Annotated in this window: 8 protein-coding genes; 3 read left to right on the forward strand and 5 right to left on the reverse strand. The window is 37.3% G+C overall.

The window, feature by feature from the left end; translation table 11 throughout:
* Nucleotides 1-100 precede the first annotated feature (100 nt).
* Nucleotides 101-2,257, reverse strand: a complete 2,157-nt coding sequence (locus FEU33_RS03240; RefSeq protein WP_146547990.1) for a rod shape-determining protein — start codon at nt 2,255-2,257, stop codon at nt 101-103.
* 383 nt (nt 2,258-2,640) lie between these two features.
* Here FEU33_RS03240 and FEU33_RS03245 point away from each other — a divergent pair, with 383 nt between their 5' ends.
* Together FEU33_RS03245 and ccpA are read left to right on the forward strand one after the other, a co-directional pair.
* Nucleotides 2,641-3,726 (forward strand): bifunctional 3-deoxy-7-phosphoheptulonate synthase/chorismate mutase, encoded by a 1,086-nt coding sequence (locus FEU33_RS03245; protein WP_146547991.1) that lies wholly within the window; start codon nt 2,641-2,643, stop codon nt 3,724-3,726.
* Between the two features lie 110 nt (nt 3,727-3,836).
* The gene (ccpA, locus tag FEU33_RS03250; RefSeq protein WP_146547992.1) at nt 3,837-4,838 is read left to right on the forward strand and encodes a catabolite control protein A; all 1,002 of its coding nucleotides are present in this window, start codon (nt 3,837-3,839) and stop codon (nt 4,836-4,838) included.
* Between the two features lie 89 nt (nt 4,839-4,927).
* On the opposite strand, the gene FEU33_RS03255 is transcribed toward ccpA, so the two are convergent.
* From FEU33_RS03255 to FEU33_RS03265, 3 genes are read right to left on the reverse strand one after another with little or no spacing between them, the layout of a single operon-like run.
* On the reverse strand, nt 4,928-6,115 hold the full coding sequence (locus FEU33_RS03255) for an acetoin utilization protein AcuC (protein WP_186731301.1): 1,188 nt from the start codon (nt 6,113-6,115) through the stop codon (nt 4,928-4,930).
* A complete protein-coding gene (locus tag FEU33_RS03260; protein WP_146547993.1) occupies nt 6,082-6,732 on the reverse strand; it encodes an acetoin utilization AcuB family protein in 651 nt (216 codons plus the stop codon). The genes FEU33_RS03255 and FEU33_RS03260 overlap by 34 nt, the downstream gene beginning before the upstream one ends.
* Before the next feature lie 22 nt (nt 6,733-6,754).
* A complete protein-coding gene (locus FEU33_RS03265; RefSeq protein WP_146547994.1) occupies nt 6,755-7,387 on the reverse strand; it encodes a GNAT family N-acetyltransferase in 633 nt (210 codons plus the stop codon).
* 193 nt (nt 7,388-7,580) lie between these two features.
* On the opposite strand from FEU33_RS03265, the gene acsA reads away from it, so the two are divergent.
* Nucleotides 7,581-9,305: an acetate--CoA ligase gene (gene acsA, locus FEU33_RS03270; RefSeq protein ID WP_425328603.1), complete on the forward strand. Its 1,725-nt coding sequence runs from the start codon at nt 7,581-7,583 to the stop codon at nt 9,303-9,305.
* Between the two features lie 366 nt (nt 9,306-9,671).
* Here acsA and FEU33_RS03275 read toward each other — a convergent pair whose 3' ends face one another.
* On the reverse strand, nt 9,672-12,362 hold the full coding sequence (locus tag FEU33_RS03275; protein ID WP_146547996.1) for a transglycosylase domain-containing protein: 2,691 nt from the start codon (nt 12,360-12,362) through the stop codon (nt 9,672-9,674).
* Between the last annotated feature and the right edge of the window lie 368 nt (nt 12,363-12,730).

Here is a 12,730-nt window from a genome sequence, read left to right on the forward strand (position 1 = left end):
ACAGATCAAAATCCACATAGAATATAGATATAGAGGATTTTGATCATTGAAGATAAGTATGGGGAAATGATCGGGTGCCCATTTTTTAAAATAGTCTTTTTTAAGGGGTTACGCTTGTTGGCACAAGGTGAATTGTAAGTTGGTCTCCACCAAAAATTTCTGCATCAAAATGCGATGGGTCCCCATTTCTTAATATCTTGAAGGTTCCTTTAAAATTAGTAGGTATTTGCCAATTAGAAAATAGGAAAACATCTTGATAGATAAAATTAGATGCTTCCATTGCGGAAAATTCTATGTTGTCTCCACTATGAATAACAGCAGTGTCTTTTACTGATTGTCCATTTACGAATATACGATAGCATGGTTTTTTTAACTCTAACTGTTCATTTTGGAATGATACAAGGATACGATTTTCTAATAACATATTGAAATGTTCAGCAATAGCATGGATGGTTGGATGTTTTGCTTCTTGAATGTTTATATGATCTCCATTTTTTACTTGAAAGTATAATTTAGTAGGTTGATCATTCACAAGAATCTTATGACTGAATTCTGGCAATTCTATTGTTGTGCCATTTTTTATAATAAAAAATGGTTTAAGTTGGCTCAATATATTTTCTCTTCCTGCCCATTTTAAAATCTGCTCAACCGTTTGTGCTGTTTCCATTGTTAAAACATCCCCATCTTTAAGGGGAACGGTTAGTTCTGCCGGCTGTCCGTTTAGTCTTATTTTAGGTTCAATGATAAACGATTCATCATTAATATATATGGTATATTCTTTCTCAGATTCAATCATATCTTGAACCGTTGCTTTTGCGGGCTCACCATCAGCACCTTCAACAAGTTCAATTACATCCCCATTTTGTATAGGATGCTTTGTGGATACTTTTTCTCCGTTTACGAATATTTCTGTTGGGTTTCCATGACCGCCCGGTACGAAGATGTCTTGTCCATTGACCGTTATGCTGATAGCTAATCCAGGTTTCCCGTACAAACGATTAACATTTACGTTTGCTGCTAGTAGAGCGTCAGCAACGGTCATTTCTTTTAGCTCAAACAGTCGGATGACTTGCTGATTCACCTGCACGGACATGTATTTAATCGGAGAAATTTTCGCTGCAATAGCAATTCCGATTGGTGTAACAAGTTCGGGTGAAATCGGAATATGATCTTCGTGTGTAAGTTTTTGAATAGCGTCAATTCCTCTCACTGCGGCACGGTTTTTCGGGATTTCAAGAGTTTTACATAACTCATCAGTGATGTCAGGTGTTAAACTTCCACCACCAACAAGTAAAACTGCTTTTGGAGCGACATGACTATTAAGTTGGAGAATTTCATTTCCTATTGCCTTTGCTAAGGAAGATACAGCAGGTCTTAAAACATCCATAACTTCATCTTTGGTATATACTTGTTCAAAACCTAAAATATCTGCAATAGCGATTTCATCGTATTGGGACATATCACGTTTTACTTTTTCTGCAACGGGAAAATCCAATAGATAATGATCACATAAAGCTTCAGTGATTTCATCGCCTGCTGTTGGGACCATTCCATATGCAACAACTGTGCCTGCATTTGTAATCGCGATATCAGAAGTACCGGCACCGATATCAACGAGAGCGATATTTAAACGACGCATGGTGGAAGGAATTAAAGCATTGATGGCTGCAATAGGCTCTAAAGTTAATCCTGCCATTTCTAAACCAGCACGTTTTAACGCGGCTAGAAGGGATTCTACAACAACTCTTGGGAGGAATGTAGCAATTACCTCTACTTCTGCCTCTTCGCCTTGTTGATCCATCAAACTGCCGATTTCTTCACCATCTAACCGATAGTATAAAACTGAATAACCAACACAATAATAATGACTACTGTGACTTTTCTCTTTATGATCCAGTAATTGTCGTTGTGCTTTTTGAACGGCTGCCAATTCTAACCGATTGATATCATCTTCTGTCATTACAGGTCGATTTTTGATATCTAATGTGGCAGCAGCTTTTTCGGTTTTCAAGGCTCTTCCGGCTGCCGCTACACTAACTGAATGAAGTGGACCATGTTTTTCTTCCAGTTGTTCTTTAATATGCTGAATAACGGATGCAACATGTATCACATTATGTATTTGACCATCAACCATTGCACGTTCTTTATGTTCTTCTGCAATTAAATCTACTACATGAAATTTTTCATCGTGTTCCTCTAAAATAATACCAACGACAGATCGAGTACCAATATCTAATGCAAAAAGTTTTGAAGCCACATTTACACAACCTTTCTAATAAAGTAAAATATTCTAACTTTACTCGCACTAATAAGCAATAAGCCCTTCGCTTCAAGCCACAAGTAAACGTTCATGAGCGATTGTGCTTAACTTGTATATGAAAAAGTTTTTACACAGAAACAAGCAGAGGATATACATTGGAAATCCACTGCTAGTAAAAGCTCGATTGGTTCAACAAACACCCAGTGGAGGGTGGAGAAAACCCTTCTTTAGATGAAGATTTGCTTTATTGCGTTGAAGCGTTAAAGAAAATACGTGACATTCTCGTGTGAATTGATTATAATGTTCCTAATATCATAAAATGTATCATAGTTTTCAGACTTCTGAAAGTACCTGATACGAGGAAGAGAGGAGAAACGGCAATGAGTCATCAAAATTTGGATCACCTACGCGAACGCGTTGATGAATTAAACCTTGAAATTCTACGTTTAATCAATGAACGTGCTGGTGTTGTAGAAGAAATTGGGAAAATAAAAGAGAAACAAGGTGTCAACCGTTATGATCCTCTTCGTGAGCGACATATGTTGAATCTATTGAAAGAGCATCATCAAGGTCCATTAAGTCAAGGTACAGTTGAGCACATTTTTAAAGAAATTTTTAAATCAGCATTAAAATTACAAGAAACAAATCAGAAAAAAGAGTTGCTAGTATCACGTAAACGCAAACCAGAAGATACAATCGTTACAGTAAATGAAGAACCTATCGGAAAGGGAAGTCCGACATTTGTGTTTGGTCCATGTGCTGTTGAGTCTTATGAACAAACAGCAGCAGTTGCATCATCTATTCATGACAAAGGCTTAAAATTAATGCGTGGAGGTGCATACAAACCACGTACATCACCATATGATTTCCAAGGCCTTGGTGTTGAAGGTTTGAAAATATTAAAAGAAGTTGGTCAAAAATATGGTTTAGGTATTGTTAGTGAAATTGTTACACCTGCTCATTTGGAAGAAGCGTTAGATTACATTGATGTTATCCAAATCGGCGCTAGAAATATGCAAAACTTCGAGCTACTAAAAGCAGCTGGTTCCGTTAACAAACCTGTGTTATTAAAACGTGGTATTGCAGCAACAATTGATGAATTTATCAATGCAGCCGAATACATTATCTCTAAAGGTAATGATCAAATTATTCTATGTGAGCGCGGTATTCGTACTTATGAAAGAGCAACGCGAAATACACTAGATATATCAGCTGTTCCAATCTTAAAACAAGAAACGCATTTACCGGTATTTGTGGATGTGACGCATTCAACTGGCCGACGCGATTTGCTTTTACCATGTGCGAAGGCTGCAATTGCAATCGGGGCAGATGGTGTTATGGCGGAAGTTCATCCGGACCCAGCAGTTGCGTTATCAGATTCTCAACAACAAATGAGCATTCCACAATTTGATGATTTCTACGATCAAATTCAAAACTTCATGAAAAATTACCAAGTTCAATCATAATTGAATGCAAGTGACGATTCGAGTTACGAGAATCGTCACTTTTATTTTCTTGAAAATCGCTTCCAATTTATCGTATCATTGAAATAGGATATGAAAAGGGGTGGCATTAAGTGACCGTAACAATTTATGATGTTGCACGAGAGGCAAATGTTTCAATGGCAACAGTTTCTCGTGTTGTAAATGGAAATCCAAACGTTAAACCTACCACAAGAAAAAAAGTACTCGATGTTATTGCACGTTTAGAGTATAGACCTAATGCGGTTGCTCGAGGCTTAGCAAGTAAAAAAACAACAACAGTAGGTGTTATTATTCCGGATATTTCGAATATCTTCTATGCAGAATTAGCTCGTGGTATTGAAGATATTGCGACAATGTATCGCTATAATATTATCCTTTCTAACTCTGATCAACGAGTAGAAAAAGAATTACAGCTATTAGACAATATGTACGGCAAGCAAGTCGATGGTATTGTTTTAATGAGCGATCAAGTGAATGATGAATTATTAAAGAAAATGAGCCATTCACCAGTACCAATCGTATTAGCTGGTTCTATCGATGAAACGAAGCAGGTTTCTTCTGTCAATATTGACTATTTGCAGGCTGCATATGAGGCAGTTCAACGTTTTATCGATAATGGGCATAAACGTATTGCCTATGTGTCAGGACCATTTACATCAACGATTAACAGAATGTATAAATTTGAAGGCTATAAAAAAGCCTTAGAAGAAGCAGGCATTCCATTAGATGAAAGTTTAGTAATGGCTACTGAGGATTCGTATGATAGTGGATTAGAGGATTTTAATACTTTAAATCAACTACAAGATCCACCAACTGCATTTTTCGCAGGTAGCGATGAATTAGCAATTGGAATTATCCATGGTGCACAAGATTTAGGTAAAAAAGTTCCGGATGATTACGAAGTTATTAGCTTTGAAAATTCAAAATTGGCTCGTATGGTACGTCCACAACTAACAAGTGTTGTATTACCACTTTATGATATCGGTGCTGTATCGATGAGACTGCTGACTAAAATTATGAGTAAAGAAGATGTTGAAGAACGTCAAGTCATTTTACCATATCGTTTAGAAATACGAAATTCAACACAAAATTAGAGCAATGTTTATCAATAGTTAAAAATGCCAAAAGCACGAATGCTGTTTAATCAGTATTCGTGCTTTTGGCTATGTGAATGAGTTTCACTTTAAGATTTGTCATGATGAAGAGTATATAGTGCTTTTTCGAGCATTTGAGCATTTCTTTCTGTGATTTCCGCTTTACGTGGTATAGGATCATAAAGGTTTTCCGGATCCATCCAGGTAGAGATTAATGGTACAGGAGATTCTTTTTGCCATTTATCAAGCCATGCTTGGGGAAGTTTGCCAGTTGGTGTAGGCTGATCAGTCATTTCTGTCCATATCAGTGACCATGCTCGTGGCACAACTCTCCATATGTCATAACCACCACCGCCCACTGCAATCCATTTGCCATTGCAAAATTCATGTGCGAGTTCATGAGCAAGCTTTGGAATTTCTTTATAAATATTCATGGTTCCGTATAAGTGGGTTAAAGGATCAAAGTAATGGGCATCGGCACCATTTTGAGAAAGAATGACGTCAGGTTTGAAGTAAGTAGTGATTTCCCGAAGTGCTGTTTTATATACATCTAGGAAAGATTCATCTTCTGTAAAGGCATCAATTGGGAAATTAAAGGCCGTTCCATAACCTTGCCCGCTCCCTCTTTCTGTTACTGCCCCTGTACCTGGAAATAGATAACGTCCTGTTTCATGAATCGATAGAGTACAAACATTTGGATCGTCATAAAAACTCCACTGAACGCCATCACCATGATGCGCATCCGTATCGATATATAAGACACGTGCATTATATTTTTTCTGCATATATTTGATGGCAACCGTACTGTCATTATATATACAAAATCCTGAAGCACGACCTTTGAAACCATGGTGTAGACCGCCTCCAAGATTTAATGCATGTTGAGATTTCTCTTGCATGACGTAGTCACATGCCGTGAGTGTACCTCCCACAATTTTTGCACTTGCTTCATGCATATTTGGAAAAATAGGAGTGTCTTCTGTTCCAATGCCAAAAGGTTCTCCTTGCTTTTCTGTAAGATGACCATGACCAGCCATTTTAACCGCATTTATGTAGCGAATATCGTGTCCAAGAAGAAGTTCTTCATCTGTTGCGGTGCGCAGAGTTACAATATCTTTTGGATCAAGTGCACTTATGCTAGTCAGAAGGTCAACTGTTAGTTCTAATCGCTTTTGATTAAATGGGTGTGTGTCAGAGAATTTATAGTCTAATTGTTCGGGTGAATAAACAAAAACCGCCTTTTTTATAGACGATTGATGCCCGGCATATTTGGCCATAGCACATCAAATCCTTCCTTGCGTAGATCATCAATAATGGCTAATGGATTCATGATTTTCACGCGAATTGATAAAATCTTTTGTTCTTCGTGTTCAGCGTCAGAATATACTAGTACACTCAAGATACTTGCATGATGGTTCGCGAAAATCTTAGTTACGTCATGAAGAATCCCGACTCGATCACTAACACGAATTTCAATTTGAGAACTTGGCTTTGTGGCACCTGTTATTTCAATATATGTGTAAAGTAAATCGCTGCCAGTAACAATCCCCACTAATTTTCCACCACTTACGATGGGTAAGCAACCTATTCGCTGTTCATAAAAAATTAATGCCACTTCTTCTACAAAATCAAGTGGATGACCCACCATTGGGTCAGGGATCATTACTTTATCTAAGGTCTGTTCGTATATATTGTCGTCTTTTACTTTTAAAAGAGGGGAAGGGAGTGCATTTTTTAAATCTCTTTCAGTGATTAATCCGACTAAATGATGATCATCATTAATAATTGGTAAATGGCGAATTTTTTTGGCTTTCATAATTGTAGAGGCATCTTTAATGGTATTCGATGGTTTCAATGTAATAATATCCGTTTTCATGATTTCTTCGATCAGCATCATATCCACCCCTTCATAAAAATCAATACATATAGCGATTCATAAAACGTAGTTGGTCAAACTTTTCGATGGCTTCTTGATCGACTCGATTACCGATTCTGACCATTAGACAGTTTGCAGGATGGGAGGAAATCTCTGGATCATCTGTCGCAGTCACTTCTAATCCACCTGCTTGCATCGTTTTTTCCATTATTTTTCGGTATTCCCATACATTTAAGCCTGTTCTTTTTAAATCCCAATGCCAATAATATTCTGTTGTGATAACAATATAGTCTTCCATCGCATCGTCCATCATGGACACTTGTAGGATCGTTTTGCCAACGCCTGTTCCACGAAACTCAGGAGCCACTTCAATAGCACCTAATTCTATCAAATTTTCCATTTTACCTTCTGACCAACGCTCAAGAGGATCTGGATAAAGGAAAGTTGCATATGCAATAATTGTATCATCTAAACGGGCGATAATCATACGTCCTTCAGGAAGCTTCGAGATTTCTATGACTGCAGCAAATTGTTGTTTGGGAATTCTAAAAGATGTCAATCCTTCATGAAATTTAAGTTTTTGAAGGTTTTCTGTTGAAACAGGTCCCTCCACAAGAATCGTTCCAAGAGAGGTTTCCAGTTTTTTAGAATAATATGTTCGTAGATGCTCCATAAATTCACCTTCTTATTCCTACTTTTGAATTTATTATACATGAATAAAGCAGAAAAAAATCTCATAAATGAGAAAATTCTGTGTACTTATACATAGTTACAAAACAAATAGAATTCTTTTTAAAATATTTGTTATACAATAGGTTGAATCTGTTATATAATAGTGAGGAGGCAGTTGATATAAGGGGGGATCGATATTGAGAATCGAACCATTGTCAGCAATAAAAGGCGAATACCAATTACAAAATTATGACGAAGTAAGATCCACTTTTGAATGGGAGAAAACTGAACAGGCTTTTAGCTGGCATAAAACTGGTAAAGTGAATATGGCTTATGAAGCAGTTGATCGTCATGCTGAATCCGAACGGAAAGACAAAGTAGCACTTTATTTTGAAAATGAAACAAGAAAAGAATCATATACATTTGCTGATGTTAAGGAATGGACCAATAAAGCTGCAAATGTTTTCCAACAAACGGGATTGAAAAAAGGAGATCGACTTTTTATCTTCATGCCTCGTTTACCAGAATTATACTTTTCAATCATTGGTGGTTTGAAAAAAGGACTGATCATTGGACCTCTTTTTGAAGCATTTATGGAAGGTGCCGTTTATGACCGTTTAAGTGATAGTGAGGCAAAGGCACTTGTTACAACACCGTCATTATTAAAACGTGTGCCATTAGAGCGATTACCACTTCTTGAAACTGTTTTTCTTGTGGGAGAGAAAGAGGATATAGAGGAGACAGAACAATTAAAGGATTTTCATAAGTTATTATTACAAGTTTCTAATGACACAGATATGGTATGGGTTGATCGTGAAGATGGCATGGTGCTCCACTATACATCTGGTTCTACGGGTAAACCAAAAGGTGTGTTGCATGTGCACAATGCAATGCTTCAACAATATCAAACTTCCAAATGGGTGCTTGATTTAAGAGATGATGATATTTTATGGTGCACAGCAGATCCGGGATGGGTGACTGGTACAGCATATGGCATTTTTGGACCATGGTTAACAGGTACAACTGTTGTTGTTATAGGGGGACGCTTTTCACCGCAATCATGGTATCAGGCATTGCAAGATTATGGTGTGACTGTTTGGTATAGTGCACCTACTGCATTTCGTATGCTGATGGGTGCTGGGGATGATATTTTGAACGACTATGATTTATCGACATTGCGTCATGTATTATCTGTTGGCGAACCGTTAAATCCTGAAGTGATTAAATGGGGATACCAAGTACTTCATCATCGGATTCATGATACATGGTGGATGACAGAAACAGGGGCTCAAATGATTTGCAATTATCCCTCCATGGATATTAAGCCTGGTTCTATGGGGAAACCAATTCCAGGAGTCGAAGCGGCGATCGTTGACGATCAGGGAAAAGAGCTGCCCCCATATACGATGGGAAACTTGGCTTTTAAAAAGGGATGGCCATCTATGATGAGGCAGATTTGGAATAATCCAGCTCGCTATGAATCCTATTTTTTGGCAGGACAATGGTATGTATCTGGAGACTCGGCATATATGGATAAGGATGGCTATTTCTGGTTCCAAGGACGTGTTGATGATGTCATTATGACATCTGGTGAGAGAGTAGGGCCTTTTGAAGTTGAAAGTAAATTAATAGAGCATCCTCTAATCGTTGAAGCGGGTGTTATAGGTAAGCCAGATCCAATACGTGGTGAGATTATCAAGGCATTCATTGCATTAAAAGATGGAGTAGAGCCATCTCCTGAATTAGAAGAAGATATTAAACAATTTGTCAAAAAGGGTCTAGCCGCCCATGCAGCACCTCGTGAAATTGAATTTAGAGATAAACTACCGAAAACACGAAGCGGAAAAATTATGCGTCGCGTCTTAAAAGCTTGGGAACTTGATCTTCCTACCGGCGATCTCTCCACGATAGAAGATTAAGGAATCACTAAGAAGAATAAAAATGAATTTAATGTTGAGCATCGGGGATAATAATGTTCATATATTGAAGGGGTATATTTTTTATATAAACATGAACCGTATTTAAATGTTAAAAGCACATCTCAAAGTTAGGGGACTTTTGAGATGTGCTTTTGCCTTTTTCAAATATGTGTGTAAGGCTTTTCTAATTTCTATTGTAGCAAGTTGACATAGAATCTGAAAAAGTAATTCAAAATATTGAACCCCCAAAAGGTAGATTTTCTAACCTAACTTTTGGGGGTTCATGACGGATTCAAAATTGTACTCTTTTAGTTTTTCAAACAGTCTCTACCATTTTCGCATGGCGAGTAGTTTCATGACTAAATATTATTGAGTTTTTTCATCATCTTTGCTAGGTTCCTGATGGTTATTTGAGTCACCTGTACCCGTGTTACCTGAATCATTTTGGTTATTTGAGTCATTTGAATTATCTTTTTCATTCGACTTATCTTTTGACTTATCATTTGAATTTCCATCATTCTGATTTGAGCTGTTCGGGTCATTCGAATTCACAGGTTTTTTTGTGTTGTTCGGACTGTTTTTGTTATTTTTATTGTCTGTTTTATTGTTGTTTGTGTTATTTGTATTAGTTTCGGAATTATTTTCAGTTTCTTTCTTCTTCTCTTTTTCCTTCTTTTTCTTTTCCTTTTCTTCTTTTTCTTTTGCACCGAATAGTTTTGAATAATCTCCACCAAATGGACTTAATATCTTTTGCTTGAAGGCATTTGATAAAACACCTCCTGAGAAGGCTGTTTCAGCACCTGGTAACATAACATTAGCATTGAACAAATCGGTGCGTGAATTTCCAGAACATGCATCTGTATAGGCATTACCTGTAATTCCACAGAAAGTTTGGCTGACAACACCAGATGGCTGTTTGAAAGTCTTACCGTTTGCAGTAGCTAATGTTGGGTTCGTATCATAAACAGCATTCATCAATCGAGCCCACAGCAGGTTTATACGCGTACTTGGTTCGCCATAGACACCATTAGCTTGATATAGTGTTTTAGGTTGATCATAGCCCATCCAAACACCTAAAGAAATATCAGGGTTATAGCCGACTAACCATACATCTTTGTATTCTTGGGATGTACCCGTTTTGGCAGCAAAATCTGCTCTAAACTTCAAATTGCTATTGGCAGTTGCACCTGTACCTTGTTTTAAAACATCCCGCAACATATCTGTAGTAATATAGGCTGTCTGTTTACTGTAGACTGTCTTCGTTTTTTCTTTATGCTTATAAATAGTTTTACCGTTGTTATCGACGATTTTAGAAATCATATAGGCATCTACAAATTTGCCGCCATTGGCAAATGTCGCATAGGCATTTGTATTTTCTTCAATGGTGACGCCATATTTTAGCGCACCGATAGCAGTCGCATAGTTCGTATAGTCATCAGCATCTAAACTTGTAAAACCGTTTTTCTTTAATAATCCAGCAGGTCTATAATTCATGATCTGCGCATATAGCCGAATAGCCGGTAAGTTCTGAGAATCTTTTAGGGCTTCACGTGCTGAGATCAAGCCACGCTCATCTGTTTCAGTATAGTTAGAAGGTGACCATCCATTTATACTGAATTTTACATCTGCAACGGGGCTACCTGCGCCAATCACACCATATTGAATAGCTGGTGCATAGACAAGTAATGGCTTCATAGTAGAACCATTAGAACGTTTTGCCTGTGTGGCATGATTCAATTCCTCTAATTTATGATCTCTACCACCGACAAAACTTAAAATCCTACCAGTCTTGTTTTCTATCACAATACTACCCACTTGGACAGGATCGGGAACATTACTAACCTTACCCGTTTCGGAGTCCGTCACTTGCTTAGTGAAAGTTGTACCGTAATAAGGGAAGTTATCTTTTACCTTTTGCATCGTATCGTACATTTTTTTATCGATAGTTGAGTAGATTTTATATCCTTTTGAACGTAATTCACGGTCTGCTAGGATGACATATTTTTCTTTTAGCTTGTCTTCTTGGTCTAATCGGTCAACATCGATCCCATCTTTTTTCGCTAAAATCTTTGCCATAATATCTTTTGCACGATTTTCGATTTCATAGGTTACGTACGGATATTTTTCTTCTGGGCGAACTTCTGGTTTGCGGAAATCTTTTTTAATATTGTATTTCAATGCTTTTTTGTATTGCTGATCTGTGATATAACCCGTTTCATGCATACGGTATAAAACGGTTTTCATTCGATTAATACCAAGTTGCAAACTTTTAGCGTCTTTCAGCTTGCCACCTTGTGTAAAAGGTGTATAGGCGAATGGAGATTGAGGAATCCCGGCGATATACGCAGCCTGTGCAAGATTTAAATTTTTAGCACTTTTATTAAAAATTCCTTCAGCAGCAGTTTCGACCCCGGCAATATTGCGTCCACTAGCATTTCGTCCATAAGGTATAACATTTAAGTAGGCCTCTAAAATTTCATCTTTGGTCATAAAATGTTCCAAGCGCATAGCAAGAAGTAATTCCTTTGCTTTCCGCTCATAAGAAACTTCATTTGTTAAAATTTGGTTTTTGATCAATTGCTGCGTCAAAGTGGAACCACCAGTTTGAGTATTCGAGTTGCTCACATCTTGTAGTAAACCACGTACTACTGCTTTTGGCACAATCCCGTTATGTTGGTAAAAATATTCATCCTCAGTAGCTAATACAGCATGAGTAACATTGGGTGAAACTTTGTCCAAAGATGTTTCCTGACGTTCTAGATCCGTCCGCATTTTTCCTAAATACTTATTACTAGCAAAATAGAGTGTACTGGTTTCATCATAATCAAAGATGGCACTGCGCATTTCTGCTTTTGAACGTAAAGGCTCATCTTTAACAAGAGAAGCGAAGTAACCAGCACCAATTGAACCGACAAATACAAATCCCATCACAATAAAGAGGATGAAAATTAATAATAAGTTCCAAATAACACTAGAAGTAATACGAAAATATTTCATCCTTGTTGTTTTGGATAATTCATCGATTTTTTGATTTATATTGGCTATCCATTCCTTCATCTTTTTAATTATTCGACCAATGCCAAAAATCTAAATCTTTATCAATTATGCCTCGCTCTGGATTTTGAATGGTGCTTGCACACAATCCACTCCTCTCAAAATTCGTGACATCCATTGGAGGTTTTATTTTTATCCAGTGTTGCGTACTTACTGAATGAAGATAAAAGTTTATAAAGATTGGATGGTGCACTTTTGACAGTAGGTCTACCTCCTTCAATTGTTTTCGCTGAAATTCACTATTGATGCATCCACAATAGATGATTTCTATGCAGCTACTGTTGTTTTAGAAGTATGCTAATTTGATGTTGTTTCATAGGGTGCCTGTTAGAGAAATCACTCGTCTATTCATTTCATTGAACAACAGTCTT

Origin of the sequence: Rummeliibacillus suwonensis, from assembly GCF_007896435.1 — a bacterium.
GTDB lineage: Bacteria > Bacillota > Bacilli > Bacillales_A > Planococcaceae > Rummeliibacillus > Rummeliibacillus suwonensis.

Bases quoted from the DNA above. Each gene is read 5' to 3' on its own strand.
- FEU33_RS03260 (WP_146547993.1), bottom strand. From the start codon at position 6,732: ATGCTGATCGAAGAAATCATGAAAACGGATATTATTACATTGAAACCA.
- FEU33_RS03245 (WP_146547991.1), top strand. From the start codon at position 2,641: ATGAGTCATCAAAATTTGGATCACCTACGCGAACGCGTTGATGAATTA.
- FEU33_RS03255 (WP_186731301.1), bottom strand. From the start codon at position 6,115: ATGGCCAAATATGCCGGGCATCAATCGTCTATAAAAAAGGCGGTTTTT.
- FEU33_RS03265 (WP_146547994.1), bottom strand. From the start codon at position 7,387: ATGGAGCATCTACGAACATATTATTCTAAAAAACTGGAAACCTCTCTT.
- FEU33_RS03275 (WP_146547996.1), bottom strand. From the start codon at position 12,362: ATGAAGGAATGGATAGCCAATATAAATCAAAAAATCGATGAATTATCC.